At 73.4% G+C, this 26,945-nt stretch carries 25 protein-coding genes, 1 tRNA gene and 1 pseudogene; 15 read left to right on the top strand and 12 right to left on the bottom strand.

What is annotated here, in order from left to right; translation table 11 throughout:
• Positions 1-55: 55 nt before the first annotated feature.
• The 6 genes from trpA to sppA form a co-directional block, all read right to left on the bottom strand.
• The gene (gene trpA, locus H596_RS0114565) at positions 56-934 is read right to left on the bottom strand and encodes a tryptophan synthase subunit alpha (RefSeq protein WP_051213119.1); all 879 of its coding nucleotides are present in this window, start codon (positions 932-934) and stop codon (positions 56-58) included.
• A complete protein-coding gene (trpB, locus tag H596_RS0114560; protein WP_027285503.1) occupies positions 934-2,181 on the bottom strand; it encodes a tryptophan synthase subunit beta in 1,248 nt (415 codons plus the stop codon). The genes trpA and trpB overlap by 1 nt, the downstream gene beginning before the upstream one ends.
• 57 nt (positions 2,182-2,238) lie before the next feature.
• Positions 2,239-2,877: a phosphoribosylanthranilate isomerase gene (locus tag H596_RS0114555; protein ID WP_027285502.1), complete on the bottom strand. Its 639-nt coding sequence runs from the start codon at positions 2,875-2,877 to the stop codon at positions 2,239-2,241.
• Positions 2,877-3,590 carry an orotidine-5'-phosphate decarboxylase gene (pyrF, locus tag H596_RS0114550; RefSeq protein ID WP_027285501.1) on the bottom strand — a complete coding sequence of 238 codons (714 nt, stop codon included), beginning with the start codon at positions 3,588-3,590 and terminating at the stop codon, positions 2,877-2,879. The genes H596_RS0114555 and pyrF overlap by 1 nt, the downstream gene beginning before the upstream one ends.
• A 32-nt stretch (positions 3,591-3,622) precedes the next feature.
• Positions 3,623-3,925 (bottom strand): integration host factor subunit beta, encoded by a 303-nt coding sequence (gene ihfB, locus H596_RS0114545; protein WP_027285500.1) that lies wholly within the window; start codon positions 3,923-3,925, stop codon positions 3,623-3,625.
• Positions 3,926-3,999: 74 nt separating this feature from the next.
• Positions 4,000-4,917: a signal peptide peptidase SppA gene (gene sppA / locus H596_RS0114540; RefSeq protein WP_027285499.1), complete on the bottom strand. Its 918-nt coding sequence runs from the start codon at positions 4,915-4,917 to the stop codon at positions 4,000-4,002.
• Positions 4,918-5,015: 98 nt separating this feature from the next.
• Here sppA and H596_RS0114535 point away from each other — a divergent pair.
• Positions 5,016-5,090 (top strand) — tRNA-Thr (locus H596_RS0114535).
• A 23-nt stretch (positions 5,091-5,113) separates the two neighbouring features.
• On the opposite strand, the gene H596_RS0114530 is transcribed toward H596_RS0114535, so the two are convergent.
• The gene (locus H596_RS0114530) at positions 5,114-7,189 is read right to left on the bottom strand and encodes a diguanylate cyclase (RefSeq protein WP_027285498.1); all 2,076 of its coding nucleotides are present in this window, start codon (positions 7,187-7,189) and stop codon (positions 5,114-5,116) included.
• A gap of 216 nt (positions 7,190-7,405) precedes the next feature.
• Between H596_RS0114530 and H596_RS24385 the strand changes: the two genes are divergently transcribed.
• On the top strand, positions 7,406-9,193 hold the full coding sequence (locus H596_RS24385; protein ID WP_211225285.1) for a calcium-binding protein: 1,788 nt from the start codon (positions 7,406-7,408) through the stop codon (positions 9,191-9,193).
• A 300-nt stretch (positions 9,194-9,493) separates the two neighbouring features.
• Here H596_RS24385 and H596_RS0114520 read toward each other — a convergent pair whose 3' ends face one another.
• From H596_RS0114520 to H596_RS0114515, 3 genes are read right to left on the bottom strand one after another with little or no spacing between them, the layout of a single operon-like run.
• Positions 9,494-10,471, bottom strand: coding sequence for a 2-dehydropantoate 2-reductase (locus H596_RS0114520; RefSeq protein ID WP_027285496.1), 978 nt, complete (start codon positions 10,469-10,471; stop codon positions 9,494-9,496).
• The gene (locus H596_RS23450; protein WP_084602817.1) at positions 10,468-11,337 is read right to left on the bottom strand and encodes a 3'-5' exonuclease; all 870 of its coding nucleotides are present in this window, start codon (positions 11,335-11,337) and stop codon (positions 10,468-10,470) included. The genes H596_RS0114520 and H596_RS23450 overlap by 4 nt, the downstream gene beginning before the upstream one ends.
• Before the next feature lies 1 nt (position 11,338).
• Positions 11,339-12,853 carry an acyl--CoA ligase gene (locus H596_RS0114515; protein WP_027285495.1) on the bottom strand — a complete coding sequence of 505 codons (1,515 nt, stop codon included), beginning with the start codon at positions 12,851-12,853 and terminating at the stop codon, positions 11,339-11,341.
• 203 nt (positions 12,854-13,056) lie between these two features.
• On the opposite strand from H596_RS0114515, the gene H596_RS0114510 reads away from it, so the two are divergent.
• From H596_RS0114510 to H596_RS0114480, 7 genes are all read left to right on the top strand, one after another.
• On the top strand, positions 13,057-14,052 hold the full coding sequence (locus H596_RS0114510) for a Bug family tripartite tricarboxylate transporter substrate binding protein (RefSeq protein WP_027285494.1): 996 nt from the start codon (positions 13,057-13,059) through the stop codon (positions 14,050-14,052).
• A gap of 4 nt (positions 14,053-14,056) precedes the next feature.
• Entirely contained in the window at positions 14,057-14,599 is a 543-nt protein-coding gene (locus H596_RS0114505) for a tripartite tricarboxylate transporter TctB family protein (protein ID WP_051213116.1), read from the top strand.
• Positions 14,600-14,737: 138 nt separating this feature from the next.
• The gene (locus tag H596_RS0114500; protein ID WP_027285492.1) at positions 14,738-16,234 is read left to right on the top strand and encodes a tripartite tricarboxylate transporter permease; all 1,497 of its coding nucleotides are present in this window, start codon (positions 14,738-14,740) and stop codon (positions 16,232-16,234) included.
• Between the two features lie 296 nt (positions 16,235-16,530).
• Positions 16,531-17,004: a DUF3237 domain-containing protein gene (locus H596_RS0114495; protein WP_027285491.1), complete on the top strand. Its 474-nt coding sequence runs from the start codon at positions 16,531-16,533 to the stop codon at positions 17,002-17,004.
• Between the two features lie 108 nt (positions 17,005-17,112).
• Positions 17,113-17,316 (top strand): hypothetical protein, encoded by a 204-nt coding sequence (locus tag H596_RS0114490; RefSeq protein ID WP_027285490.1) that lies wholly within the window; start codon positions 17,113-17,115, stop codon positions 17,314-17,316.
• A 91-nt stretch (positions 17,317-17,407) separates the two neighbouring features.
• Positions 17,408-18,115, top strand: a complete 708-nt coding sequence (locus H596_RS0114485; RefSeq protein ID WP_037301607.1) for a DUF1194 domain-containing protein — start codon at positions 17,408-17,410, stop codon at positions 18,113-18,115.
• A 94-nt stretch (positions 18,116-18,209) separates the two neighbouring features.
• Positions 18,210-19,325, top strand: a complete 1,116-nt coding sequence (locus H596_RS0114480; protein WP_027285488.1) for a hypothetical protein — start codon at positions 18,210-18,212, stop codon at positions 19,323-19,325.
• Positions 19,326-19,335: 10 nt separating this feature from the next.
• Here the strand turns inward: H596_RS0114480 and H596_RS21770 are convergent, their stop codons facing one another.
• Positions 19,336-19,533, bottom strand: coding sequence for a DUF2842 domain-containing protein (locus H596_RS21770; RefSeq protein WP_037301605.1), 198 nt, complete (start codon positions 19,531-19,533; stop codon positions 19,336-19,338).
• 137 nt (positions 19,534-19,670) lie between these two features.
• Between H596_RS21770 and H596_RS0114470 the strand changes: the two genes are divergently transcribed.
• From H596_RS0114470 to acs, 6 genes are all read left to right on the top strand, one after another.
• A complete protein-coding gene (locus H596_RS0114470; protein WP_027285487.1) occupies positions 19,671-20,195 on the top strand; it encodes an adenine phosphoribosyltransferase in 525 nt (174 codons plus the stop codon).
• 22 nt (positions 20,196-20,217) lie between these two features.
• Positions 20,218-22,239: an ATP-binding protein gene (locus H596_RS21765; RefSeq protein WP_051213113.1), complete on the top strand. Its 2,022-nt coding sequence runs from the start codon at positions 20,218-20,220 to the stop codon at positions 22,237-22,239.
• A 246-nt stretch (positions 22,240-22,485) separates the two neighbouring features.
• The gene (locus H596_RS0114460; protein ID WP_245584021.1) at positions 22,486-23,028 is read left to right on the top strand and encodes a CHAP domain-containing protein; all 543 of its coding nucleotides are present in this window, start codon (positions 22,486-22,488) and stop codon (positions 23,026-23,028) included.
• Between the two features lie 34 nt (positions 23,029-23,062).
• Positions 23,063-24,034, top strand: a complete 972-nt coding sequence (locus tag H596_RS0114455) for a Bug family tripartite tricarboxylate transporter substrate binding protein (protein WP_027285485.1) — start codon at positions 23,063-23,065, stop codon at positions 24,032-24,034.
• A gap of 188 nt (positions 24,035-24,222) precedes the next feature.
• Positions 24,223-24,486 carry a hypothetical protein gene (locus H596_RS0114450; protein ID WP_027285484.1) on the top strand — a complete coding sequence of 88 codons (264 nt, stop codon included), beginning with the start codon at positions 24,223-24,225 and terminating at the stop codon, positions 24,484-24,486.
• A 226-nt stretch (positions 24,487-24,712) separates the two neighbouring features.
• The gene (gene acs / locus H596_RS0114445) at positions 24,713-26,650 is read left to right on the top strand and encodes an acetate--CoA ligase (protein ID WP_027285483.1); all 1,938 of its coding nucleotides are present in this window, start codon (positions 24,713-24,715) and stop codon (positions 26,648-26,650) included.
• Here acs and H596_RS24180 read toward each other — a convergent pair.
• Positions 26,647-26,945 (bottom strand): annotated as a pseudogene (locus tag H596_RS24180) (IS110 family transposase); the annotation flags it as partial. The gene acs and the pseudogene H596_RS24180 overlap by 4 nt on opposite strands.

The following is a 26,945-nucleotide window of genomic DNA, read 5'->3' as shown; positions in this document are numbered from 1 at the left end:
CGCGGGGATGCTCAGGCGGGCGGGGGCGCCTGTCGAGGGGGGGGGGAGGCGCGCCTCAGCGCGCCGCGCGCACCGCCTGGGCCAGCGCGCGCACCTGGTCGAGCACGCGGCGCGCGGAATCCGGGGCGGGGCGGCCCTCCGCGTCGAGCGATTTCGCCAGCGTGTCGATCAGCGCCGAGGCCACCACGGCGCCGTCGCTCACCCGCGCCGCATGGGCCGCCTGCTCGGGCGTGCGCACGCCGAAGCCGATGCAGATGGGCAGATCCGTGTGCGCGCGGATGCGCGGGATGGCGGCGGCCAGCTCCTCCGGCGCCGCGCTCTTCGTGCCCGTGATGCCCGTGATCGCCACGTAATAGACGAAGCCCGAGGAGGCGTTCAGCACCAGCGGCAGCCGCGCCGCATCGGTGGTGGGTGCGACGAGGCGGATGATGTCGAGCCCCGCCTCCTTCGCGTGCGGGGCGAGCACCTCCGCCTCCTCGGGCGGCATGTCCACCACGATGATCCCGTCCACCCCCGCCGCGGCGGCATCCGCGGCGAAGCGCTCGGCCCCGTAGGAGAGGATGGGGTTGAGATAGCCCATCAGGATCACGGGCGTCGCGTCATCGCCCTCGCGGAAGGCGCGCACCATGGCGAGGGCGCCGGCCAGCGTCGCGCCCGCCTTCAGCCCGCGCTGGCCGGCGGCCTGGATGATGGGGCCATCGGCCATCGGGTCGGTGAAGGGCACGCCGATCTCGATGAGGTCCGCCCCGGCCGCGGGCATGCCGCGCAGGATCTCCATGCTGGTGGCGAGGTCGGGGTCATAGGCCTCGAGGAAGGGGATGAGCGCGCCGCGGCCCTCGGCGCGGAGCGCGGCGAAGCGCGCGGCGATGCGGGAGGGCCGGCCGGCCGGCCGGTTCGCGCTCCGCGCCTGCGGCGCTGCAGGATCGGCCGGCATCAGAACTTCTCCCCGAGCAGCTTCGCCACGGTGAAGATGTCCTTGTCGCCGCGGCCGCACATGTTCATCACGATCAGCGTCTCCGCCGGCAGGGTGGGGGCGAGCTTGAGCACATGCGCGAGCGCGTGCGCGGGCTCCAGCGCCGGGATGATCCCCTCGAGACGCGCACAGAGCTGGAAGGCCGAGAGCGCCTCCTCGTCCGTCGCGTTCACGTATTCCACGCGGCCGAGCTCGTGCAGCCAGGCGTGCTCGGGGCCCACGCCCGGGTAGTCGAGCCCCGCGCTGATGGAGTGCCCTTCCAGGATCTGCCCGTTCTCGTCCTGCAGCAGATAGGTGCGGTTGCCGTGCAGCACGCCCGGCCGCCCGCCGGTGAGGCTCGCGGCATGGCCCGTCACGGTCTCGATGCCGTGCCCGCCGGCCTCGACGCCGAACATGCGCACCCCCGCGTCGTCGAGGAAGGGATGGAACAGCCCCATGGCGTTGGAGCCGCCGCCGATCGCGGCCACCAGCACATCGGGCAGCCGGCCCTCGGCCTCCATCATCTGCGCGCGCACCTCCTCGCCGATCACGCTCTGGAAGTCGCGCACCATGGCCGGATAGGGGTGCGGGCCCGCGACCGTGCCGATGCAGTAGTAGGTGTCCTCGACATGGGCGACCCAGTGGCGCAGCGCCTCGTTCATCGCGTCCTTCAGCGTGGCCGCGCCGCTCTCGACGGCCACCACCTCGGCGCCGAGCAGCTTCATGCGGAACACGTTGGGCTGCTGGCGCGCCACGTCCACCGCGCCCATGAAGACGGTGCAGGGCAGGTCGAACAGGGCGCAGGCGGTGGCGGTGGCCACGCCATGCTGGCCCGCCCCCGTCTCGGCGATGATGCGCTTCTTGCCCATGCGCTTCGCGAGCAGGATCTGCCCCAGCACCGCGTTGATCTTGTGCGCGCCGGTGTGGTTCAGCTCGTCGCGCTTGAAATACACCTTCGCCCCCAGCCCCGGCGCGGCCTGGGCGCGCAGATGCCCGGTCACGCGCTCGGCGAACCAGAGCGGGCTCGGCCGGCCGACGTAGTGCGTCAGCAGCCGCCGCCATTCGGCGTCGAAGGCGGGGTCCTTCTTCGCGGCGGCGTAGGCCTTCTCCACCTCCAGAATCAGCGGCATCAGCGTCTCGGCGACGTAGCGGCCGCCGAAGCCGCCGAACTTGCCGGCCGCGTCGGGGCCGGAGCGATAGGTGTTGGGGCGCGTGAGGGGCGTGTTCACAACTCGGGCATCCGGCGCTGGCGTGAGGAAGGGTGATAGCGAAGGGGCGGCGCGGCGTCAGCCCCGGGCCGCGGCGATGAAGGCGCGGATCAGGGCTTCGTCCTTCACCCCCCGCGCGCGCTCGACGCCGGAGGAGACATCCACCCCCGGCGCGCCGCTGGCCGCCAGCGCCTCGGCCACATTGGCGGGGGTGAGGCCGCCGGCCAGCAGCCAGGGCACGGGGATGGCGGCCCGCCGCGCCAGCCGCCATTCGAAGGGCGCGGCATTGCCGCCGGGCAGCGCGGCCCCGGGCGGGGGCTTGGCATCGAGCAGCAGCCGGTCCGCCACGCGGGCATGGGGGACGATGGCGGCGAGGTCCGCCTCGCTGCCGATGCCGAGCGCCTTCATCACCGGCACCCCGAAGCGCGCGCGCACCGCGGCCACACGTTCGGGGCTCTCCTCGCCATGGAGCTGGATGAGGTCGAGCGGCAGCGCGGCCAGGGCGGCGGCCAGCGCGGCGTCGTCGGGGTCCACGAACAGGCCCACGCGCCGCGGCCCGCCCGGGTGGCTGGCGGAGATGGCGGCGGCCTCGGCGGGGCTCACCGCGCGGGGCGAGGCGGGGAAGAAGACGAAGCCCACGAAATCCGCCCCCGCCGCGGCGGCCCAGCCCAGCGCCTCAGCGCTGTTCACGCCGCAGATCTTGACCTCGACGGGCATCAGCGCGGCAGGGATGCGGTGATGGCGCGCGCGGCCGCCGCCGGGTCGGGCGCGGCGGTGATGGGGCGGCCCACCACGATCCAGTCCGCCCCCGCGGCCACCGCCTCCTCCGGGGTGGCGGTGCGCGCCTGGTCGCCCTTCGCGGCCCCCGCCGGGCGGATGCCGGGCACGACCAGCAGCGGCCCCGCGCCCAGCGCGTCGCGGATCGCCGCCACCTCCTGCGGCGAGCAGACGAGCCCATCCGCCCCCGCCGCCATGGCGAGCCGCGCGAGGCGCAGCACCTGGGCGCGGGGGGCGTCGGCCACCCCCACCCCGCGCAGCGCCGCATCGTCCATGCTGGTGAGCACAGTGACGGCGAGCAGGATGGGCCGCGCCGCCCCCGCGCTCTCGGCCGCCTCGCGCGCCGCCGCGATCATCGCCGCCCCCCCGCCCGCGTGGAGGGTGAGCATGGCGGCCCCCTGCGGGGCGAGGGCGCGCACCGCCCCGGCCACGGTGTTGGGGATGTCGTGCAGCTTGAGGTCGAGAAAGACGGGGGCCGCGCCGCGCAGCGCCGCAAGCGCGGGCGGCCCCTCGGCGGTGAAGAGCTCGAGGCCGAGCTTGAGCACGGGCGCCGCCCCGGCGAGGCGCGCGGCCATGGCGCGCGCGGCGGCCAGGGAGGGAAGGTCGAGCGCGGCGATCAGGCGCGCGTCGGGAGTCGCGGGGCGGGGCAGCATGGAGGGGCCGATAGCCCGGACGGGGCGGGGCGTCAGCCCGGGTCGTTGGGATCCTTGCCGCCATTGACGCGGATGCGCAGCTCCTTGCCCGGGCGGAAATGCGGCATGCCCTTGGGGGCCACGGCCACCGCCTCGCCGGTGCGGGGGTTGCGGCCCTGGCGCGCCTCGCGCCGGCGGGTGGTGAAGGCGCCGAAGCCGCGCAGCTCCACCCTGTCGCCCCGGGCGAGGGCGGCGCTGATCTCCTCGAAGATGGTGCCGACCACCCGCTCGATATCGGGCTGGCGCAGATGCGGGTTCTGCGCGGCCAAGTGGGCGATCAGCTCGCTCTTTGTCATCCGTCCTCGGGCAGGGGTTGCGACGATGGGAATACCAGCGGCGGCCGGGCGGCTTTGTCCAGCGCGAAGTTGCGTCAACGCGGATGAATCTGCCCCGGCATCCACCCCTCGGCGCGCAGCAGCGAGGCCGCCCCCTGCCAGAACAGCCGCGCCGCTTCCGAGAGGGCGCGCTCGGCCGGGCCGCGCGGGTCGAGCTCGCGCACGCGCAGGCCGGCCGGGACGCCATGCGCCTCGGCCAGCCAGGCGCGCGCCTCGCGCTCGCCGCCGATCGCGTCCACGAGGCCGGCGGCCAGCGCCTGGCGGCCGGACATGACGCGCCCGTCGGCCAGCTCGCGCACACGCGCCTCGGGCAGGGCGCGGCCGGCGGCGACGCGGGCGACGAACTGCGCCTGCATGTCCTCGATGACGGCGGAGAGGGCGGCGCGGCCCTCCTCGGTCAGCGGGCGGAAGGGGCTGGGCTGGTCCTTCAGCGGGCCGGAGGCCAGCGTCTCGGCGCGCAGGCCGAGCCGGGCCATCAGCTCCGACACCTCGAAGGATTGCAGGATCACGCCGATGGAGCCGGTCAGCGTCGCCTCGCGCGCGAAGATGCGCTGCGCCGGCAGGGCCACCATGTAGCCGGCCGAGGCGGCGGTGCCGCCCATCACCGCGACCACGGGCTTGCCCGCCTCGCGCACGCGCTGGATCGCGGCGTGGAAGGCCTCGCCCCCGGCCACGCTGCCGCCCGGGCTGTTGATGGAGACGATGAGGGCGCGCAGCTCGGGGTCGCGCGCCGCGCGGTCGAGCTCGCGCAGCAGGCGCCGGTCCTCGCCGATGGCGCCCGAGAGGGTGAGGCGGCCCACATGCGCCCCGCCCAGCCACTCGCCCGCCGCCTCCGGCCGGCCGGCGAGCAGGGCGAGCAGCGCCACGACGCCCAGCACGAAGGCCCCGCGCCAGAGGGAGAGGCGGCGCTTGAGGCGGCGGCGTTCCAGCAGGAGATCGGCTTCGAGCGACATGCGTGCCCCTCACATAGTCGCGCCCGCGCGGGCTGCGAACCCCGCGCGGACCCGGTTGCACGCGGGGCGGCGGGGCGCTAAGAGCCGCCGCGTCTGGCGCCGACGTAGCACAGCGGTAGTGCAACCGATTCGTAATCGGTAGGTCGCGAGTTCGATTCTCGCCGTCGGCACCAGCCCTCGCGCGGGGTGCCCCGCCTCAGGGGGCCGAGCGCAGCTCGAGCACCCCGTTCTCCCGCAGCCAGGCCAGAAGCTCGGCGCCCGTCATGGGCGGCGCCAGCGCATCGCCCTGGGCGATGCGGCAGCCCGCGGCGCGCAGCGCAGCGCCTTCGGCCGCCGTCTCCACGCCCTTGCCCACCACCTCGGCCCCGTGGTGGCGCAGCAGCGCCACCAGCCCCGCGCCGAGCCGCAGCGCCTCCGGCTCCCGCGCCATGCGCGCCACCAGCGCGCGGTCGAGCTTCACGAGATCGAGCCGCGGGCCGAGCAGCGCGCCGAGCGAGAGGCTGCCCCCGCCGAAATCATCCACCGCGATCCAGGCCCCGGCCGCGCGCAGCGCCCCGAGCGCGGCGCCGCTGCGCTGGCCCGAGCGGCCGGAGAGGCTTTCCTCCTGCACCTCGACGACGAGGCAGGAGAAATCGAGCCCGGCCGCGCGCAGCACCGCCCCCAGCGCCTCCACCCCGTCCTCGGCCAGCAGCTCCGCCGAGCAGAAATTCACGCAGAGCCGCAGCCCCTCCTCGCGCGGCAGGGCCGAGAACTCGCGCAGCGCCAGCGCCAGGGCCTGGCGGCCGAGCGGCACGGCGCGGCCGATGCGCTGGGCCACGGCGAAAAGCTCGGGCGCGCGGATGGGCCCGAGCTCCGGGTGGGACCAGCGCGCGAGGCTCTCCACCGCGAAGGGCCCGCCCCGCCCGTCGAGGGGAAGCAGCGGCTGCAGATGCACCTCGAGCCCCGGCAGCTCCTCGGCCGCGGAGAGCGCCTCGGCGATCGCGGCCTCGCGCTGGAAGCGGGCGGAATCCTCGGGGGCGGCGCGCCCCACCGTGCCGCGCCCGGCGCGCTTGGCGCGCACCAGCGCGGCGTCGGCCGCGCGCAGCAGCGCCTCGCCCGTGGTGGCGTCGCCGGGCGCCAGGGCCACGCCCAGCGTGGCGCCCAGCCGCAGCCGGCGGTTGCGATAGGGCACGCTCTCGTGCAGGACGCGGCGCACGCGCTCGGCGATGGCGCGCACCTCCGCCTCCTCGCGCACGCCGGGGAGGAAGGCCACGAACTCGTCCCCGCCCAGCCGGCCCACGATGTCGGTGCGGCGCAGGCTGCGCCGCAGCCGCTGGGCCGCGGCGCGCAGCAGCGCATCGCCGGCCTCGTGGCCCTCGGCGTCGTTCGCCTCCTTGAAGTGGTCGAGGTCCACGGCGATGAGCGCGAGCGGCTCGCCCTGGGCGAGGCGCAGCGCCAGCGCCTCGGTCACGGCGCGGCGGTTCATCAGCCCGGTGAGGGAGTCGGTCCGCGCCTCCACCTCCAGCCGCGCGGCGAGCCGGCCGATGCGGCGCGTCAGCGGGCCGAAGATCAGCACCGCCTGCGCGCCCAGCAGCAGCAGCGCCAGCGTCAGCAGCCCGCCATGCAGGCGCTGGATCCAGGCCATCTGCGTCTCGGTGCGCAGCGCCAGGGCGTTCGCGCCGTCCCGCAGCAGGGGGGCCAGATGCTCCTGCCCCTCATGGCGCAGCGCCTCGGCGGCCTGCGCGGCGAACCGCGCCTCGCCCGCCTCGATGAGCGGGCCGAGCGCGAGCGCCTGCAGGGCGAAGGATTCCGCGCCGCCCAGCAGCGGCCGAAACCCCAGGTGTCGAAACGCGGGGCCGGGATCGGCCAGCAGGCCCGTGCGCTCGGCCAGGGCGCGCCAGCGCTCGAGCGCGCCGAGCATGGCCCGCGCCTCCTCCTCCACGGTGGCGAGGGCCGCCGCGTCCCGCCCCGTGGCGGCGACCGGCGCGAGGCGCGCGATGCGCTGCACGGTGAAGGGAAGCTGCGCCGCGGCGTGCAGCGCGGCCGCCTTCTCGTTCTGTCGCCGCAGCAGGTCGCCGCTGAGCAGCCCTCCGGCCAGGATCAGCGCCGCGAGAAGCCCGAGCGCGAGGAGGTAGGCGCGCGTGAGCCGCCGCACGGCCTGGGCGCCGAGATCGCCCCAGGGCATGGCCCCGCGGCCGCGCGCCCGGCCGGCCGGCTGGGGGGCGCGGCGGCGCTCCCCTTCCGGCCGGCCCCGGGCGGGGAGGAGGCGCGCGGTGACATCGCGTAGCGGCACGGGGGCGGGCTCCCTTTTTGGCAAGCCCTTGCTATGGCGCGACGGGTTTCCCGCCGGTTACCGGGGCGGGGTCCGCCATCTCGCCGGGTGCCGGCGCGCGAGACCGGGCGGCATGTCAGGCCGCCCGGCTCATTCCGCCGCACATCTTCGCTTGCGCCAAGGATCGCATGGCATCAGTGTCGTTCCCGACACGACCGCGACATGCCGGGGGCGCGCATGAGCCTGTCCTTCGAGGATGACGCCAGCGCCTTCGGCGCCCAGGGCGCCACGGGCCGCACGGGCCTGGACCGGCAGCTCAGCGTTCCGAGCCGGGATGGCGTGCCCGCGGGCGTCGGGCGCCCCGGCGGCGCGGCCATGGCCGAACGCAGCGGCCAGGTGCTGGAGGGCGACGGCGGCGGCTTCGCCGTCTGGGGCCTCACGGCTCTCGGCGGTGGTGGCGGGGCCGGGGGCGGCGGCGGGGCCGGCACGTCTCAACAATACACCGATGCTTTCCTGCCCGGCGGCCGCCTGACCAGCTACCTCGCCGGAGGCGATGGCGGCCTCGGCGGGGCGGGCGGCGTCGGCGGCCGCGCCACGGCCGCGCTGCGCGATGCGACGCTCGCGGAGGTGGGCTTCGTCAGGGTCTCGGCCCAGGCGACCGGCGGCCAGGGCGGGCAGGGCGGCAGCGGCGGGCAGGGCGGCGGCGCGGGCGGCGATGTCCTGCGCATGGACGAGTTCCTGGACCCCGTCTCCGGCGCGCTCTCGCGCTCCACCTGGACCACGCAGGGAAATGCCGCGGGCGATGCGGGCGCGGCCGGGCGCGGCGGCCATGGCGCACTCGGCCTCGCCGCCATCGAGAACCTCACACTCCGCAACACGGGCATGACCCTCCTCTACGCCCTGGCCCAGGGCGGGGATGGCGGCGCGGGCGGCACCGGGCTGGATGGCGGATGGGGCGGCAGCGCGGGCGCGGGCGCGGCCGGCGGCGAGGGCGGGCGGGGCGGCAACGCCCAGGGCGTCATCCGCGGGCTCGACCTCTCCGACCAGCAGGGGCTGAACCAGGCGCTGCTTCTGCACATCGAGGCCTATGGCGGTTATGGCGGGCGGGGCGGACAGGGCGGACAGGGCGGCGCCGCCGTCTCGGGCAGCCAGCTCGTGACCAACGCCCCGGGCGGCGGCGGCTCCACGACCCGCCTCGACTTCGCGGATTCCGCGCCCGGCGGGGCCGGCGGCGCGGGCGGCAAGGCCGCGGCCCTCCTCCAGGACAACCGCATCGCCACCGGCGCGGGCGATGACAGCATCGTCGTGTTTCTCCGCGCCGTGGGCGGCCAGGGCGGCGAGGGCGGCCGGGGCGGGGCCGGCGTGGCCGACCAGAGCAGCCTGATCGGCGCGGACGCCACCCTCGTCTTCGGCGCCGCGGCGGGCGAGGACGGCGCGCGCGGCGGCGACGGCACGGCCGTCATCCGCTTCGAGAACAACAGCGTCATCCTCGGCGAGGGCAACGACACCTTCTCCCTCGCCATCCAGGCGGTGGGGGATGTCGCGCGCATCGTCTTCCGCGGCAACGCATTCGACGGCGGCGCGGGCTTCGACACGCTCGATCTCAGCGGCTTCGGCTCGCAGGCCATGGGCTGGGGCGCGGTGGTGGATGTGGCGCGCGGGCGCCTCTCCCTCGCCGGCGGCAGCCAGCAGAACAGCCTCACCGGCTTCGAACGCTTCATCGGCAGCATGGGCGACGACCGCTTCCTGGACGGGGCGGGCAACCAGCACTACGCCGGCGGCGACGGGCGGGACCGCTTCGTGTTCACCCGCACCCACGGCCATGACATCATCGAGGACTTCGAGGCGGGCGACGTCATCGAGTTCAGCCGCTTCGGCCCGCGGCTCGACAGTTTCGCGGATGTGCTGGCGCGCAGCACCGATGACTGGAACGGCCTCGTGATCGACACAGGATACGGCGGCACGCTGACGCTGCTGGGCTGGCAGAAGGCGTCGCTGACCGCCGAAATGTTCGGCTTCACCTAGACAGAAACTGACACGCGGGCTCTGGCGCACCATCGGCATGCCGACCTCGCCACCACCCAAACCATAGTGCCACAGTTTCATCCACGGCGGGTGGGGACCGCCGGTGGGTAACTGATACGGTCGGCAGGGCATGCTGCCCGTATCGCGCGCAGGGTTGGCAGGCACCCATCGAAGCTTTGCTTCGATGGGACCAGGCGTGGCGGCTGCGCGCCTAAACAGGGCCATACCAGCGGCCGCGCCGCCTCCTCAGGATTCGAAATCAGCGGCCGCTGGCATGATACGGGCGGCGGCGCGCGCCCGCTACAGCAGCCCCGCCGCCCGCGCCCGGGCCCGCAGCAGAGCGAGCACGGTGCGGCAGGTGGGGGCGGGCAGGCCCGTCAGCTCCGCGAACTCCACCACCACGCCGAGCAGCGCCTCGATCTCCATGGGCCGCCCGCGCTCCAGGTCCTGCAGCATGGAGGTGCGGTGCGCCCCCACCTCGGCCGCACCCGCGATGCGCTTGTCCACGTCGATGGCGAAACGCACGCCGAGGCTCTCCGCGATCGCCTGCGCCTCCAGCATCATGTTCCGCGCCACCTCGCGCTGGCCCGGATCGCCGGTGAGCTGGTCGAGCGTGTTCAGCGTCAGCGCGCTGATCGGGTTGAAGGCCAGGTTGCCCCAGAGCTTCACCCAGATCTCGTCGCGGATTCTCGGCCGCACCGGCGCCTTGAAGCCCGCGGCCATCAGCGCCTTGGAGAGCGCCTCGACGCGCGGCGTGCGCTCGCCCGAAGGCTCGCCCAGCGTGAAGCGGTCGCCGTAGGAGTGCTCGATCACCCCGGGCTCGGGCACCTCGGCCGCGGGATAGACGATGCAGCCGATGGCGCGCTCGGGCGGCAGATGGGCGGAGACGACGCCGCCCGGGTCCACGCTCTCCACGCGCCGGCCCTCATGCGCGCCGCCGATGCGGTGGAAGTACCACCAGGGGATGCCGTTCACGGCCGAGACGATCGCGGTCTCGGGCCCGAGCAGCTTCGCGATCTGCGGCGCGGCGCCGGGCAGCCCCACCGCCTTGAGGGTGACGATCACCGCATCCTGCGGCCCCGCCTCCTCGGGGGTGGCGACGCAGCGCGGGCGCACCACGGTCTCCGTCCCCTCGCTCCGCAGCTTGAGGCCATGCGCCTGCATGGCGGCGAGGTGCGGGCCGCGGGCGATGATGGTGACCTCGGCCGCCTCGGCGGCCGCGAGCTTCGCCGCCATCAGCCCGCCGATGGCGCCGGCCCCGAAGACGCAGAGTCTCATGACCAGACTTTCCTCCTCCGTGTATTGAGCTCAGCCCGGGCGGCGTCGAGTTCGGCGCGGAGACGGACCAGCTCAGCCTCAGCTCGCTGCAAGGCTGCTTCGCTCCGCCCGACTTCCTGGCGAGCGCGCGCTATGAAGCACTCCCCCGCGAGACGCGCGTCAACGAACGCGTCGTGAAGCGGCCCGTGCGGCAAGACGCCCAGAGATTCCGCCAAATGTCCTAGCTTTTGCCAACGAGGCATTTCTCTTTGTCGAGGCTGATCCCTTGGCGCCGGCGGCTCTATCGCCTCATCATACCACACGTCCCTCATGGTACAGTAAAGTGGTCGAACCTCTATATGTTGGCCTATTCTTTTGAATTCAGAGATTATCATCGATATGTCAAAATACAAGTTGTGGCCAACCAACGGATATCTTGTCAAAAGACGCTTAATATTTTCCGAATGCTGACTGAATGACCCCTTTCCACGAACGTCTGAATCCTTTATGTTATTTACTTTTGTTGCAGACGGCGGGATCCGCACTCCTGGATCGATCCACCAGATCCGTTTTCCATTGATTTCTCCCCCATCGAATAAACAAAGACCAATTTGAATGATCTTCGAACTCGCGCGCTTAATGCCCGTTGTTTCGACATCAACGGAACAAAATCTCCCGAATGCAGCATTCCAACGCCCAAGTGAAGCCTGTAATTCGGTCTTTAAAAGCAGAATTTCTGTTTCTTTCTTGGATATATTGCCTTCAAGAATCGCGATCTTTCGTCTGATTCGCCGCCTTTGAATAACCCGAAAGACATGGTGAAAAAGTAATGCGGCGACAACGGAACAGCAGAGTATACCCAGGAAGATCAAGTCGCTCAGTTGCACGTTACAGACTGATCCCCAGCTTCTCGGCGAGCCCGATGCGCATCAGCTTGCCCGTCGCTCCCTTCGGGATTTCCGGCAGGAACACCACCTTGCGCGGCACCTTGAAATCCGCGAGGTGGCGCGCCGCGAAGTCGCGCAGCTCGCGCTCGGTCAGCTCCGCGCCTTCCTTCAGCACCACGGCCGCGCCCACCTCCTCGCCCAGCTTCGCGTGCGGGATGGCGAAGGTGAGCGCCTGCGCCACGGCCGGATGGGCGCTGAGCACGCCATCCACCTCGAGCGGGCTCACCTTCTCGCCACCGCGGTTGATCAGCTCCTTGAGCCGCCCGGTCAGCACCAGGTAGCCGTCGGCGTCCAGCATGCCCTGGTCCCCGGTGCGGAACCAGCCATGGGTGAAGGCCTTGGCGTTGGCCTCGGGGTTGTTCTCGTAGCCGGCGGTCACGTTCGGGCCGCGGATCACCACCTCGCCCACCGCGCCGCGCGGCAAGAGCGTGCCCTCCTCGTCCATGATGGCGATCTCGGGGCCCGCGGGCAGCCCCACCGAGCCCGGCTTGCGCGCCCCGCGCAGCGGGTTGGAGGCCATCTGGTGCGCGGCCTCCGTCATGCCGTAGCTCTCGACGAGCGGGCAGCCGAAGGTCGCCTCCATGGCCTGCATCACCGGCCCCGGCAGCGAGGCGGAGGAGGAGCGGATGAGGCGGAGCCGCGCGCGCTGGATCACGTCCTGGTTGCGCTCGGCCCGCGCCAGGATGGCCTGGTGCATGGTGGGCACGGCCGTGTACCAGCTGGGCCGCTCCTCATCGAGCAGCCGGAAGAAGCGCAGCGCGTCGAAGCCGGGCGTGCAGATCACCGCGCCGCCCGCCGCGATGCTCGAGAGCACCGCCGCGATCAGCCCGTGGATGTGGAAGAGGGGCATGATGTTGAGGCAGGCGTCGGAGGGCGAGAGCTCCAGCGTCGCGCCGATATGCGCGGCCGAGGCGGTGATGTTGCGCTGGCTGAGCGGCACGATCTTGGGCCGCGCCGTGGTGCCCGAGGTGTGCAGCACCAGCGCCTCGTCCTCCGCCAGGGCGAAGCCCGGGTTGGGCGCGCGGGCGGGGGCGCCGCCCTGCAGCGTGAAGGCGCCCGCCGGCTCGCCGGGCAGCAGCTCCAGCACCGGGATGCCGAGCCGCGCGGCCACGGCGCGCGCCGGCGTCTCCACCCCCTGCTGCGCCACCAGCGCGCGGGCGCGCAGATCCTCGAGGTAGAAGGCGAACTCCTCCTCCTTGTAGGCCGGATTGAGCGGCGCGGTGGAGGCGCCGGCGGCGATGCAGAGGAAGGCCGCCGCCATCTCCGGCCCGTTGGGCAGCACGATGGCCACGCGGTCCCCGCGCCCGATGCCGATGCCGTTCAGCCCCTCCACCGTGCGCCGGGCGAGGGCGCGCAGCCCGCCATGGGTCAGCATGGGCCGGCCGGGCGCGCGGATCGCGGGCGCATCGGCGGCGCCGCGGGCGAGGAGTTCGGAAAGGGTGTTGACCGCTGTCATGCTTGTGAAAGCCCCCCGGGGTTGGCGCCTCGCCTTATGCGGCGCTTCGCCGGTGCGGTGAAGCGGGGCGAGACCCACAAAGTCGTTGGATTTGCAAGGTTTTCATCGCTTCACATCGCTTTGACGCCTTTGCAGCGCCGCGCCCCTCCCTCCCCCGGCGATTTACGGCATTTTCAATCCCGCAGAACCGGAGGCGTGCCGTCATGCTGCATCGTCGTTCTCTCCCCGCCCTCGGCGCCGGGCTTCTCGCCAGCGGCGCGGCACAGGCCCAGCGCGGCTGGGAACCCCAGCGCCCCGTCCAGTTCATCGTCCCCGCCGGGACGGGCGGCGGCGCGGACCAGATGGCGCGCGTGATCCAGGGCATCGTCTCCCGCCACAACCTGATGCGCCAGCCCATGATGGTGGTGAACAAGGCCGGCGGCGCGGGGGCGGAGGGGTTCCTCGAGGCGAAGAACGCCCGCGGCAACCCGCATGTGCTGATCATCAGCCTCTCCAACCTCTTCACCACGCCGCTCTCCACCGGCGTTCCCTTCTCCTGGCGCGACCTCACGCCCATCAAGATGATGGCGCTGGACGAGTTCGTGCTCTGGGTGAACGCCGCCTCCCCCTGGAATACGCTGGCCGAGTTCGTCGAGGCCGCCAAGGCCGGGCGGCTGCGCATGGGCGGCACCGGCTCCCGCCAGGAGGACCAGATCATCACGGTGGCGATCCAGCGCGCCACCGGCGCCAGCTTCACCTACGTCCCCTTCCGCGGCGGCGGCGAGGTGGCCACGCAGCTTGTCGGCCGGCACATCGACGCCACGGTGAACAACCCCATCGAGGCCGTGACCCACTGGCGCGCCGGCACGCTGCGGCCCTTGTGCGTCTTCGACAGCCGCCGCCTGCCCGGCGAGGGCCGCATCACCGAGACCATGGGCTGGCAGGACATCCCGACCTGCCGCGAGGCGGGGCTCGACGTGGAATACCTGATGCTGCGCGGCATCTTCGGCGCGCCCGGCATCACCCCCGCCCAGGTGCAGTACTGGGTGGAGCTGCTGAACCGCGTGAGCCAGACCCCCGAATGGCGCGACCTGATGCTGCAGGGCGCCTTCAACACCACGAGCCTGACGGGCGAGCCCTTCCGCGAGTGGCTGGCGCGCGAGGAGGCGCGCCACCGCACCCTCATGCAGGAAGCGGGCTTCATCGGCGCGGGAGGCTGAGCCCATGAGCATCACCACCCGCGACGCCGCGCTGCTCGACACCGCCGCCCCCGAGCGCGGCCCCACCCTCAAGGGCATGGAGATCGCCACCGCCGTGCTGCTGATGGCGGTGGGCGGCGTCGCCATCCAGGATGCGCTGCGCATCGGCGCGGGCTGGGGGGCGGATGGGCCGCAATCAGGCTATTTCCCCTTCTGGCTCGGGCTGATCCTGGTGGGGGCGAGCCTCGGCAACCTCGTGGCCGCGCTGCGCGCGGGCCGGCGCGCGGCGGGCGGCGGCGCGCCCCTGTTCGCGAGCTGGGGGCAGCTTGGCCTGGTCGCGCAGGTCTTCGTGCCGACGGCGGTGTTCGTCGCGGTCATTCCCTTCGCGGGGATCTACCTCTCCTCGGCGGTGCTGGTCGCCTTCTTCATGATCCGCTTCGGGGGCTTCCGCTGGGCGAGTTCCCTGCCCGCGGGCGCGGCCGCCGCGCTGGTGGCCTTCGCGGTGTTCGAGATCTGGTTCCTGGTGGCGCTGCCCAAAGGGCCGGTCGAGACCTGGCTGGGATACTGAATCCCCGTCGAGGCTGCCTTCCTCACAGGTCCTGCCCCCGCCGCGGCGAAGCCGCGTCGGGTTTCCGTCGGCGTCCGGCCGGGCCGGCCCGCTCGCTTTCCATGTGCGCGCCCGGGTGGGGCGCCGAGGGTGTCCCGAATGGAAGAAATCTCGCTCCTCATGCAGGGCTTCGCCGTGGCGCTGCAGTGGGAGAACCTGCTGCTGATGGTGGCGGGCATCGTGCTCGGCGTGCTCATCGGGGTGCTGCCGGGGCTGGGCGGCGCCAACGGCATCGCCATCCTGCTGCCGCTCACCTTCGCGCTGCCGCCGGTCTCCGCCATCATCCTGCTCTCCTGCATCTACTGGGGCGCGCTGTTCGGGGGTGCGATCACCTCCATCCTGTTCAACATCCCGGGCGAGCCGTGGAGCGTCGCCACCACCTTCGACGGCTACCCGATGGCGCAGCAGGGCCGCGCGGCCGAGGCGCTGACGGCGGCCTTCACCTCATCCTTCGTCGGCGCGCTCATCGCCGTGGTGATGATCACCTTCGTCGCGCCGCTGGTGGCGGAGTTCGCGCTGAAGTTCGGCCCGCCCGAGTTCTTCGCGGTGATGTTCCTCTCCTTCGCCTGCTTCGTCGGCCTCTCGCGCGGCTCGCCCTGGAAGGCGCTTGCGGCGATGATGTTCGGCTTCCTGCTGGCCGGCGTGGGCATGGACGGCGTGACGGGCCAGCTGCGCATGACCTTCGGCTCGCTCGAGCTCATGCGCGGGATCGACTTCCTCGTGGTCGTCATCGGCCTGTTCGGCCTCAGCGAGATCTTCCAGTCCATCGAGGAGGGGCTGCGCTTCAAGGGGCAGTCCGCGCGCATCACCCTCGGCACGGTGCTGCGCACCTGGGCGGAGCTGCCGCGCCATGCCTGGCTGTTCCTGCGCAGCTCCCTCATCGGCTGCTGGATGGGCATCACGCCGGCCGGCGCCACGCCCGCCTCCTTCATGAGCTATGGCGTGGCGCGGCGCATGTCGAAGGATCCCTCGAGCTTCGGCACGGGCCGGGTGGAGGGCGTGGTGGCGCCCGAGACGGCGGCGCATGCGGCGGGCACCTCGGCGCTGCTGCCCATGCTCTCGCTCGGCGTGCCGGGCTCGCCCACCGCGGCCGTGCTGCTGGGGGGGCTCATCATGTGGGGGCTGCAGCCGGGGCCCATGCTGTTCGTCGAGCAGAAGGACTTCGTCTGGGGGCTGATCGCCTCGATGTATCTCGGCAATGTGGTGGGCCTCGTCATCGTGCTGGCGGCCGTGCCCTGGTTCGCGGCCATCCTGCGCGTGCCCTTCGCCATCATCGCCGCCATCATCCTCATGGTCTGCGCCATCGGCGCCTATACGGTGAACTCGGCGGAGTTCGACGTGGTGCTGATGCTGGTCTTCGGCGTGATCGGCTATGTGATGAAGAAGCTCGACTATCCGCTCGCGCCGCTGGTGCTGGCGCTGGTGCTGGGCGACCGGACGGAGGAGAGCTTCCGCCAGGCGCTGCTGCTCTCCGAGGGCTCGCTCGCCATCTTCTTCTCGAACTGGCTCTCGGGCGGGATCATGGCGGCGGGGCTCGTGATGCTGTTCTGGCCCATGTTCGGCCGGCTGATGGCCGGGCGCGCGAAGCCGGCGTGAACCCGCACACTGCCGGCCGCATGACGGCCGGCGGCGCCACCAACGCCGGACTCGCGCGGGGCCTGCGCCGCCGGGAAGGACAGCGTCGCGGCGGGAGCCAACACCCACCCGCGCCACGTCGCCGCGGTGCCGGCGCGGCGGCCCGGCCTGAGCCTCGCCATCGCGGCACAGAGCGGCGAGGGCGACGGCCTGGCCTCTCTGCTCTCCCCCGTTACGCCCGCGGACGCCGGCGGAAGCGCGCAAGCCCTGGCGCCCCCGCGCCGCGCACGGCAACATCTCCCGTCGGGAGGACCGCCATGACCGCACCGCTGCCGCTCGCCGTCGCGCACATCTTCACCATGGACATCGCCGTGGGCGCCCCGCAGATGGTGGGCAAGGGCGCGGATCAGATGGATCTGCGCATCGTGCCCGTCACCGGCGGCGTCGTCTCGGGGCCGCGGCTGCAGGGCGAGGTGCTGGGCGGCACGGCGGCCGACTGGCTGCGCGTGGAGGCCGACGGCACCGCGCACATCGACGTGCGGCTCACCATCAAGGCCGCCTCGGGCGGGCTGATCCATGTGCAGTATGCCGGCATCCGCACCGGCGCGCCCGAGGTGCTGGCCCGGCTCGCCGCCGGGGAGGCCGTGCCCCCGGCCGAGTATTATTTCCGCACCCTCATGCGCTTCCAGACGGCCGCGCCCGAGCATGCCTGGCTCAACCGCACCCTGGCCATCGGGGTGGGCCAGCGCCCGCCCTCGGGGCCGCGCTACGATGTCTATGCGGTGATGTAGCCGCATGGCCCCTGCCCGCGAGGCGCATGGAGGTCCACGAAATCGCCGCAAAGCCTCCCGCTTCGCGCCGCGCGGGCCAGGGAGGAAGGCGGGGAGGAGATCCCCGCCATGCAGCGCCTGGCCATTTTCCTGACCGTCGCCGGACTGATCCTGATCCTCGGCGTCGTCCTGCTGATGCTGACCGACGGGCTCATGCCCGGGCGCGTCGCGCCGCTCGCCGCCGCGATCGGCGCGGCCGGCGGGGGCGTGCTGCTGGTGCTCGGCCTCGCCGGGCTCGAACACGGGCGCGATCGCTCGCGCGAATGGGGCTGACGCGGGCGGAACGAGCGCCCCGCCGGGCGGATTTCCCTTGCCGGGGCCGCTCGCGCCCCGCTTCCATGGCGGTCTTGAGAGGAGGCCCGCCATGCTGCGCCGTTCCCTTCTCGCCACCGGGCTCGGCGCGGGCCTCGCCGCCGGCCTCGCGCCCCGCCCCGCCCGCGCCCAGCCCGAGCCGGTGGACGTGCTGCTGGTGCTCGCCGTGGACGTCTCGCGCTCCATCGATGAGGACGAGGCGCGGCTGCAGCGCGAGGGCTACCGCGCCGCGGTGAGCGACCCGCGCGTGGTGGAGGTGATCCGCCGCGGCATGATCGGCGCCATCGGCCTCGCCTATGTCGAGTGGGCGGGCTTCGAATACCAGCGCGTGGTGATCCCCTGGACGCGCATCGCGAACCAGCGCGACGCCGATCTCTGGGCCGAGACGCTGGCCGAGGCGCCGCGCGCCTCGCTCTCCTGGACCTCCATCTCCGGCGCCATCGACTTCTCCCGCCAGGTGCTGCGGGACGCGCCCTTCGAGGGCACGCGGCGGGTGATCGACGTCTCGGGCGACGGGGTGAACAACTCCGGCCGGCCTGCCGAGCTGGCGCGCGACGAGGCGGTGGCCGAGGGCATCGTGATCAACGGCCTGCCCATCGTGAACGACCGCCCCACCTTCGGCCGCATGCCGCCCGTCCCGCTCGACCGCTACTTCGAGCAGAACGTGATCGGCGGGCCGGGCGCCTTCCTGATCGTGGCGGAGGATTTCGACGCCTTCGGCACCGCGGTGCGCCGCAAGCTGCTGCGCGAGATCGCCTGAGGCGGGCGGCCGCGCGCAGAGGCGAAGCAAGCGGCGGCGGCGGCGCGCCGGGGCGCTTGACGCCCCGCCGCCCGGCGCGGAATAGCCCGCGGCCATGACCTCCGCGCCCGCCGCCGCCCCCATCGCCGCCGCGCCGGCGCTCACGCGTGGGCTGGTGCGCTGGGCCTATCGCCTCGTGCTCGGCCGCGAGCCGGAATCCGAGCAGGTGATCGGCGACTGGCTGGGCGGGGCCGATTTCGCCGGGCTGCGCGAGGCGCTTCTGGCGAGCCCCGAATTCGCCGCCCACGCCGCCGAGGGCTTCCCGGAGCGTGGCGGCTGGATCCTGGGCCCCGTGACGGCGGAGGCGGCCGCCACGCTGCTGCTGCTGCGCGATGGCGAGCCCCCCTCCCCCGCCGCCATCGCCGCGTTGCGCGCCGAGACGCCGGATTTGCGCGCGCTGCGCCGGCTGCTGCTCGATTCGCCCGAACTCCTGCGACGCACGCCGCAGCGCCCGCGCCCGCCGGCGCGCCCGCACTGGCTCGCCGGTCGGCGGGTGGCGCTGCACGGGCTCGATGGCCCGGCCGGGAGCCCGCCGCCGGGCTTCGACCTCGCGGCGCGCCACGCCGCGCTGCTGCGCGCCGCCTGGACCTCCGAGGGCGCGGGGCGGGTGATCCTGGATGCGGGGGCGGGCATCGGCATCGCCGCGCTGGGCTTCGCGCTCGGCGCGCCCGCGCATGCCGCGCTGGTCGCGCATGAGCCGGGGCTCGAGGCCGCGGCGGCGCTGGCGGCGAATCTCGCCGGCAACGGGGTGGCCGCGGCGCGGGTGCGGGCGGTGGCGCTCGACTCCCCCGAGGCCGCGCTGGCGCGCGAGGGGCTCGCGCGGCTCGATCTGCTGCGGCTCGGCGCGGCAGAGGCGCTGGGCGAGGAGGGCGCCTCCTGGGCCCGGGCGGCCCTGGCCGAGGGCGCGCTGGTGGTGCTGCGGCTCGATCTCGCCGCCGCGCTCGCCCGCCCCGGCCCGGGCCCGCGTGCGGTGCTTGAGGGCTGGCGCGGCCTCGCCCCGTACCTCACCGCCTTCACCCGAACGGGCGAGCCCTATGCGGTGGAGGGCGAGGAGGGGCTGACGCGCGCCCTGCTGGGCGCGCTGGAGCGGCCGGAGCGGGCGGATGAGCTGGTGCTCTCGCGCGAGGCGGGCTGGCGGCCGCGCTTCACCCTGGGCGGCGGCTTCCAGTGATACGGGCGGCTCACCCCCGCCGCCCCGCCGCGCCCCAGAGCATCAGTCGCCTGGCCGGAAACACCCAGACGATTCCGGCGGTGACATAGTAAACGAGCTGCACCGCCCAATGCTGGCGCACGAAGAAATCCCCGATCGTCACCACGGCGACGATGTAGCCGACAAATCCGACTGCGCCGATCAGGAACGCAAGGGTGGTTCTCGACATGCTCCTGGCCTGTTTCCTGGAAGGAAGGGAAGGAAGCCGGGGTTCGGCTTGCGGGATATTGGCGCGCGGGCGTAGAGTGACAGAGAGCGGAGGGACGGCGCGTGGCGCGCCCGCGCCGCCAGCCAGCGAAGAAAGCCGTGACCCCAGACGAACTCAAGTCCCATATCCGGGGCATCCCGGATTTCCCGAAGCCCGGGATCCTGTTCTACGACATCTCGACCCTGCTGCGGCACGGGCCGGCCTGGAAGGCCGCCATGGCGCTGATGGCCGCGCGCGTCGCGCCCTACAAGCCGGATGTGCTGGCGGGCATCGAAAGCCGGGGCTTCCTGCTGGCCGCCCCGCTCGCGCTCGAACTCGGGCTCGGCTTCATCATGCTGCGCAAGCCGCGCAAGCTGCCCGGCGCCACCATCGGCCTCGACTACGCCCTCGAATACGGCACGGACCGGATCGAGATGCAGGCCGATGCGGTGGAGCCGGGCCAGCGGGTCATCCTGCTCGATGACCTGCTGGCGACGGGGGGCACCATGGCCGCGGGGGTCCGCCTGCTGCGGGCCGCGCGGGCCGAGGTTCCCGCGGTCGCGGCGATGATCGAGCTCACCTTCCTCAAGGGAAGGAGCCGCCTCGATGTCCCCGTCGAAACCCTCGTCGCCTACGACGCGTAGCGAAGCCCGGCCCAAGTTTCCCATGCCGCGGCTCAGGCGGGACGAGGGCGGCAACGCGCTGCTGGAGGGAAGCGACGGCACCGTGGCCGCCGCGGGGCTGGGCGGCGTGCTGGCGCTCGCCATCGCCTCCGCGCCCACCGGCATCACGGTGGCGGACCCCTCCCTGCCCGACTGCCCGCTCGTCTTCTGCAACCCGGCCTTCTCGAAGATCACCGGCTACCCGGCGGAGGAGGTGCTGGGCCGCAACTGCCGCTTCCTCCAGGGCCCGGGCACCGAGAAATCCGTGGTGCGCCAGATCCGCCGCGCCATCGCCGAGCAGAAGCCGATCACCGTCGAGTTCACCAACCACCGCAAGGACGGCCGGCGCTTCACCAACGAGCTGCGCCTCGCCCCGGTCTTCGACCCCGAGGGACGTCTCGTCGCCTATGTCGGCATCCAGCACGACGTCACCGCCCGCAAGCGCGCCGAGCGCGAGGTGGAGAAGGCCCGCCGCGCCGCCGAGCGCGCCAACAAGGAGAAGAGCGACTTCCTCGCCTTCACGAGCCATGAGGTGCGCACGCCGCTGCACGGGGTCATGGGCACGCTCTCCCTGCTGCTCGACACGCCGCTGGACGCCGAGCAGCGCGCCTATGCCGAGACGGCGCGCCGCTGCGGCGCCACCCTGCTGCACACGGTGAACGAGCTGCTCGACCTCTCGAAGATCGAGGCCGGCAAGCTCGACATCCACCCCGCCCCCTTCCGCCTCGCCGATGTGGTGAAGGACGTGCTCGACCTGCTGGCCCCCGCCGCGGCGGAGAAGGGGATAGACCTCTCGGCGAGCCTCGATCACCTGCTGCCGGCCGAGCTGATCGGCGACGCCACGCGCATCCGCCAGGTGCTGCTGAACCTCGCGGACAATGCGGTGAAGTTCACCCATCGCGGCTCGGTCGAAATCCGCCTCGCCGCGCTGCCCGACGGGCATGTGGGCTTCGCCGTGACGGACACGGGCATCGGCATCCCGCCCAAGCTGCGCGCCAAGCTCTTCACCCGCTTCACCCAGGCGGAGGCGGGGGCGGAGCAGTCAGGCTCGGGGCTCGGGCTCGCCATCTGCAAGCGGCTGGTGGCGCTGATGGGCGGGCAGATCGCGGTGGACAGCACGCCCGGGCGCGGCAGCACCTTCTTCTTCGACCTGCCCCTGCCGCCGGTGCCGGAATCCGGCGCGCCGCCCACCCGCCTCGCCCCGCGGCCCGAACTCGCCCCGCCGCCCGCGCTCGCGCATGGGCGCATCCTGCTGGCCGAGGACGGCAAGGCGAACCAGCTCGTCGCCGCCGCCATCCTGCGCAAGGCGGGCTACACGGTGGAGCTGGCGCGCGACGGCGCCGAGGCAGTGGCCGCCGCCGAATCCGGCGACTACGACCTGATCCTGATGGATCTGCGCATGCCGCTGATGGACGGCTACGCCGCCACCCGCGCCATCCGCCAGATCCGCGGCCCGCGCGGGCGCGTGCCCATCATCGCCATGACCGCGAGCGTGATGCCCGGCGACGCCGAGCGCTGCCTGGAGGCCGGCATGGACGGGCATCTGGCCAAGCCGCTCGACCGGCTGGAGCTGCTGCGCGCCGTCGAGAAGGTGCTCGACAGCCGCCCCCGCCGCCCCCGCGCCCCCGCCCCGCCGCCCGAGCCCGGGCTGCTGCCCCCGCTGCTCGACCGCGAGACGCTGGAGGAGCTGCGCGCCGCCGTGGGCCCCGGCCGGCTGCCGCGCCTGATCAGCGTCTTCGCCGCCGAGACGAAGGAGCGGGTGCGCCGCATGCACGGCCTGACCGACCCCGCGCGCATCGAGGAGGAGGCGCATACACTCAAGGCCTCGGCCGCCACCTTCGGGGCCATCGCGCTCAGGGATGCGGCGGGCCGGCTCGAGGAGGCCTGCCGCCTGGGCGACGAGACCGCCTGGCGCGACATTCTGGACTCGCTCCCGGGCCTCGCCGAGCGCAGCATCGCCGCCTTTCCCCAGCCGCGCGGCGAGCGCCGCGGCGAGGGCGCCGAGGGCGAGGGCGGGGAGGACTGATCGGGGCGGCGGTCGCGCCGGACGGATCGCGCGCGCCGGCTCGCCACCGCCCAGCGACGCGCACCGCATGGCGGCCCGGCCAGGCGGCTGCGCGCCAGAACCGGGGCGCAGCGGCGGCCGCGCGGGCCTCCCGCGGGTGGCCGCCCGCCGCCGCCGGGATGCCCCACCACCCCTTCCCGCGCTGGATTCGCGCCCCGCGCGCGCGCTATTCGTCAGGCTGCCCGCTTCGGGGGAGGCGGGCGCGAGATGGGGGGTGTGGCGATGGACCGGCGGGGGCTGCTGGGCCTGATCGCAGGAATGGGGCTGGCCGCGACGGGGCTGGCCGGGTGCGGCAGCACGCGCGTGGCCGCGCCCGCCCGCCCGGGCGTGCCGGGCTACGGGCCGGATGAGGATCTCTCCTGCGTGCCCTATGCGCGCATGCGCTCGGGCATCCAGTTGCGCGGCGACGCCTGGGAGTGGTGGGAGGCCGCCGCCGGCCGCTACCCCCGCAGCCGCCGGCCGCAGCCGGGGGGCGTGATCGTGCTGGCCCGCTCGCGCCGGCTGCCGCAGGGGCATGTCGCGGTGGTCAGCCGCGTGGTGGGGCCGCGCGAAATCCGGGTGGATCACGCGAACTGGGCCTCCGGCGCCGCGCGCGGGCGGGTGGCGCGCGACCAGCCGGTGCTGGACGTCTCGCCGCGCAACGACTGGTCGCTGGTGCGGGTGTGGTATCCGCGCATCAACGATTTCGGCGCCACGGTCTTCGCCGCGCACGGCTTCGTGCTGCCACGAATGGACCTCGCGGCGCGGTGACATCCATGCGATAGCCAGGGGCTGGAGGACCGCCATGACCCCGACCCGCCGCGCCGCCCTCGCCCTGCCCCTGCTCGCCGCCCCCTCCCTCGCCGCCGCCCAGCCCGCCTGGCCGGACCGGCCGGTGCGGATCATCGTGGGCTTCCCCGGCGGCTCCACCCCCGACATCGCGGCCCGCGCGGTGGCGACGCACCTGCAGGCTGCGCTCGGCCAGCCCGTGGTGGTGGACAACCGCGCCGGCGCGGGCGGCGCCATAGGGGTGGAGGCGGCGGTGCGGGCCAATGACGGGCACACGCTGGCCGTCACCATCGGCGGGCCGGGCTCCATCGCGCGCATCCTCAACCCGCAGCTCGGCTACGATCCGCAGACGGATCTCGCGCCCATCAGCCTGCTCGCGCGCATGCCCTTCGTGCTCTGCGTGAACCCCAACCTGCCGGTGCGGACCCTGGCGGAGCTGATCGCCCATGCCCGGGCCCATCCGGGGCGGCTGAACTACGGCTCGGTCGGGGCGGGCTCGACGGGGCATCTGCTGGTGGCGGAACTCGCCGCCCGCCACGGCCTCGAGATGACGCATGTGCCCTTCCGCTCCGTGCCGCAGAGCGTGACGGAGCTGGTGGCCGGGCGCATCGAGCTGATGGCGGCCGCCGCGGGCTCGGTGCTCGCGCAGGCGCGGGCGGGGCAGGTGCGCGCCATCGGGGTCAGCGGCAGCCGGCGGATGGCGCAGCTTCCCGATGTGCCGCTGCTGACCGAGCAGGGCGAGCCGGGGGCGGGCGTCTATGCCTGGATCGGCTTCTTCGCCCCCGCCGGCACGCCGGCCGAGCGCATCGCGCGCCTCGCCGCCGAGACGGGCCGCGCCCTGTCCAACCCCGAGACCGGGCGCGCCCTGGAGGCGGCGGGCTTCGAGCCTCTGGGCACGCCCCCGGCCGCGCTGGCCGAGCTGGTGCGCGAGGAGGTGGCGCATTGGGGGCCGGTGATCCGCCGGCTGAACATCCGCCCCGAGAGCTGACAGGTCCGCACCGTCGGCCGGCCGCAAAAGCGCCCCCCGATCATGGCGGCGCGCCATGATCGCCACGCTTCCGCCTTGCGCGCCACCACAAGACCTCGCCGCCGCCCTTCGGCCTCCACGACCGGGCGGCACCCTCCTTCCCACGCGGCGGGACCATCCCCGCCGCGGTTCCCGAAGGAGGAACACCGATGACGCAGCGTTTCCGCCCCTCGCTCCTCGCCGCCGCCCTGCTCATGGGCGCGGCCGCCCCGGCCTTCGCGCAGGGCGGCGCGGCCCCCGTCGCCGGCGCGCCGCGCCCCGCCGCGACGGGCACCCAGGCGGCCAGCCCGGCCCAGCCGGGCGGCCAGGTCACGGCCCCGCGCCCCGCCCAGGCCCAGCCCGGCGCGGCCCAGGGCCAGGCGCGGCCCGCCCAGCCGCAGCAGCCCGCGCCCGCCGCGCCGCGGACGAACTGAGGGGCCGGCCCCTCCCCTCCCGCGGGCCGGTGCGGCGCCCGCGGGCGGGCGACGCCTTCGCCGCACGACGTCCTCTCTCTCCCGACTTGTAACAACTCGGCCCCGCCGGCCTCCGGCGGGGCTCTTTTCATGCCGCCGTTTCCGCGACATCCGGCGATTGACGCGGCGCAAGGCGCCGTGCCGTTATGCCCGCCAAAGCGCACCCGGTTGGGGGAGGAGCCACGCCATGCCCGATGACGGCCTCATCGCCATCAAGCCCGAGATCGCCGCCCGCGCCCGCGTCACCGCCGAGACGCGCGCCGCCATGGTGGAGGCCGCCGCGCGCGACCCCGAGGGCTTCTGGCGGCAGGAGATGCGCCGCATCGCCTGGATGCGCGAACCCACGAAGATCAAGAACACCGACTTCACCGGCGACGTCTCGATCAAGTGGTTCGAGGATGGCGAGCTGAACGCCTCCGTCTCCTGCCTCGACCGGCACATCGCCGCCGGGCGCGGCGGGCAGGTGGCGATCATCTGGGAGGGCGACGACCCGAACAGCGACGCCAAGGTCACCTACGCCGAGCTGCACGCGAAGGTGTGCCGGCTGGCCAACGCGCTGCGCCGCCTCGGCGTGAAGAAGGGCGAGCGCGTCTGCATCTATCTCCCGATGATCGTGGAGGCGGCGGTGGCCATGCTCGCCTGCGCGCGCATCGGCGCCGTGCATTCCGTCGTCTTCGGCGGCTTCTCGCCCGACAGCCTCGCCTCGCGCATCCAGGATTCCGAGTGCTCGGTGCTCATCACCGCCGACGAGGGCCGCCGCGGCGGGCGCAAGGTGCCCCTGAAATCGAATGCGGACGAGGCGCTGGCCCATTGCCCCTCCATCCGCCACGTCGTCGTGGCGCGAAACACCGGCGGGGCGGTGGCCATGACCCCGGGCCGCGACCACTGGTGGGAGGAGCTCTGCGCCGCCGAGGCGCCGGACTGCGAGCCGGAGCGGATGAACGCCGAGGATCCGCTCTTCATCCTCTACACCTCGGGCAGCACGGGAAAGCCCAAGGGCGTGCTGCACACCACGGGCGGCTACATGGTCTGGGCGTCCTTCACCCATGAGCTCGTCTTCGACTACCGCCCGGGCGAGATCTACTGGTGCACGGCCGATGTCGGCTGGGTCACGGGCCACACCTACATCGTCTATGGGCCGCTCGCGAACGGCGCCACCACGCTGATGTTCGAGGGCGTGCCCTCCTGGCCCGATTCCGGGCGTTTTTGGCAGGTGGTGGACAAGCACCGGGTCAACATCTTCTACACCGCCCCCACCGCCATCCGCGCCCTGATGCGCGACGGCGAGGGGCCGGTGAAGAAGCATTCCCGCGCCTCGCTGCGCATCCTCGGCAGCGTGGGCGAGCCGATCAACCCCGAGGCCTGGCTCTGGTACTACCGCGTGGTGGGAGAGGAGCGCTGCCCGGTGGTGGACACCTGGTGGCAGACCGAGACGGGCGGCATCCTCATCTCGCCGCTGCCCGGGGCGGTGGCGCAGAAGCCCGGCTCCGCCACCCTGCCGCTGCCCGGCGTGAAGCCCGCCCTGGTGGACAATGACGGCAAGATCCTGGAGGGCGCGGCCGAGGGCAACCTCGTGCTGCTCGACTCCTGGCCGGGGCAGATGCGCACCGTCTATGGCGACCACGCGCGCTTCGTGCAGACCTACTTCTCCACCTTCAAGGGGATGTATTTCACCGGCGACGGCGCGCGCCGCGACGCCGACGGCTATTACTGGATCACCGGCCGGGTGGACGACGTGATCAACGTCGCCGGCCATCGCATGGGCACGGCCGAGATCGAGAGCGCGCTGGTCGCGCACCCCAAGGTGGCCGAGGCCGCGGTGGTGGGCATGCCGCACGACCTCAAGGGCCAGGGCATCTACTGCTACGTGACGCTGGTGGCCGGCGTGGAGCCCTCCGAGGAACTGCGCAAGGAGCTGGTGGCCTGGGTGCGCAAGGAGATCGGCCCCATCGCCACGCCGGACGCGATCCAATGGGCCCCCGGCCTTCCCAAGACGCGCTCGGGCAAGATCATGCGCCGCATCCTGCGCAAGATCGCCGCGAACGAGACGGAGGGGCTGGGCGACACCTCCACCCTCGCCGACCCCGCGGTGGTGCAGGAGCTGATCGCGAACCGGGTGGGCTAGACAGAAACTCCCTCGGCTTGTGGTTCGAAGGAGCATGCGAAGCCGAGCTTTATGATTTGGGCGGCGAGGTGACGTGCCTGCTGTTCTGGCGAGCGTTGGTGGAAGTGATTTGGTCCGAGATCGTGCCAGAAGGTTCCGTTTTGGAGCATGTGCCAGACGGCGGTGAGGATGGAGGCGGCGACGGCGCAGATGGCTTTTTTCGGTCCGCGGCGCTGTCGCAGATGGTGGAACTGGGCGCGGAGATAGCTGTCCTTCTTGCGGGTGGCGGCCCAGGCGCACTGGACGAGGGTGGTCT

The sequence above is a fragment of the Rubritepida flocculans DSM 14296 genome, assembly GCF_000425365.1.
Taxonomy (GTDB): Bacteria; Pseudomonadota; Alphaproteobacteria; order Acetobacterales; family Acetobacteraceae; genus Roseococcus; species Roseococcus flocculans.
Note: the sequence above shows the minus strand (reverse complement) of the source record. Positions and strands in the feature narration are given on the sequence as shown.

Excerpts from the sequence above, each read along its gene's own strand:
- H596_RS0114455 (WP_027285485.1), top strand. The coding sequence starts at position 23,063 with ATGACCCCGACCCGCCGCGCCGCCCTCGCCCTGCCCCTGCTCGCCGCC.
- H596_RS0114510 (WP_027285494.1), top strand. The coding sequence starts at position 13,057 with ATGCTGCATCGTCGTTCTCTCCCCGCCCTCGGCGCCGGGCTTCTCGCC.
- H596_RS21770 (WP_037301605.1), bottom strand. The coding sequence starts at position 19,533 with ATGTCGAGAACCACCCTTGCGTTCCTGATCGGCGCAGTCGGATTTGTC.
- H596_RS0114460 (WP_245584021.1), top strand. The coding sequence starts at position 22,486 with ATGGGGGGTGTGGCGATGGACCGGCGGGGGCTGCTGGGCCTGATCGCA.
- H596_RS0114520 (WP_027285496.1), bottom strand. The coding sequence starts at position 10,471 with ATGAGACTCTGCGTCTTCGGGGCCGGCGCCATCGGCGGGCTGATGGCG.
- H596_RS0114485 (WP_037301607.1), top strand. The coding sequence starts at position 17,408 with ATGCTGCGCCGTTCCCTTCTCGCCACCGGGCTCGGCGCGGGCCTCGCC.
- ihfB (WP_027285500.1), bottom strand. The coding sequence starts at position 3,925 with ATGACAAAGAGCGAGCTGATCGCCCACTTGGCCGCGCAGAACCCGCAT.
- H596_RS24385 (WP_211225285.1), top strand. The coding sequence starts at position 7,406 with ATGAGCCTGTCCTTCGAGGATGACGCCAGCGCCTTCGGCGCCCAGGGC.
- H596_RS0114555 (WP_027285502.1), bottom strand. The coding sequence starts at position 2,877 with ATGCCCGTCGAGGTCAAGATCTGCGGCGTGAACAGCGCTGAGGCGCTG.
- H596_RS0114450 (WP_027285484.1), top strand. The coding sequence starts at position 24,223 with ATGACGCAGCGTTTCCGCCCCTCGCTCCTCGCCGCCGCCCTGCTCATG.
- H596_RS0114490 (WP_027285490.1), top strand. The coding sequence starts at position 17,113 with ATGCAGCGCCTGGCCATTTTCCTGACCGTCGCCGGACTGATCCTGATC.
- H596_RS0114500 (WP_027285492.1), top strand. The coding sequence starts at position 14,738 with ATGGAAGAAATCTCGCTCCTCATGCAGGGCTTCGCCGTGGCGCTGCAG.
- sppA (WP_027285499.1), bottom strand. The coding sequence starts at position 4,917 with ATGTCGCTCGAAGCCGATCTCCTGCTGGAACGCCGCCGCCTCAAGCGC.
- H596_RS0114505 (WP_051213116.1), top strand. The coding sequence starts at position 14,057 with ATGAGCATCACCACCCGCGACGCCGCGCTGCTCGACACCGCCGCCCCC.
- H596_RS0114480 (WP_027285488.1), top strand. The coding sequence starts at position 18,210 with ATGACCTCCGCGCCCGCCGCCGCCCCCATCGCCGCCGCGCCGGCGCTC.
- H596_RS0114515 (WP_027285495.1), bottom strand. The coding sequence starts at position 12,853 with ATGACAGCGGTCAACACCCTTTCCGAACTCCTCGCCCGCGGCGCCGCC.
- H596_RS21765 (WP_051213113.1), top strand. The coding sequence starts at position 20,218 with ATGCCGCGGCTCAGGCGGGACGAGGGCGGCAACGCGCTGCTGGAGGGA.
- H596_RS0114495 (WP_027285491.1), top strand. The coding sequence starts at position 16,531 with ATGACCGCACCGCTGCCGCTCGCCGTCGCGCACATCTTCACCATGGAC.
- acs (WP_027285483.1), top strand. The coding sequence starts at position 24,713 with ATGCCCGATGACGGCCTCATCGCCATCAAGCCCGAGATCGCCGCCCGC.
- pyrF (WP_027285501.1), bottom strand. The coding sequence starts at position 3,590 with ATGCTGCCCCGCCCCGCGACTCCCGACGCGCGCCTGATCGCCGCGCTC.
- trpA (WP_051213119.1), bottom strand. The coding sequence starts at position 934 with ATGCCGGCCGATCCTGCAGCGCCGCAGGCGCGGAGCGCGAACCGGCCG.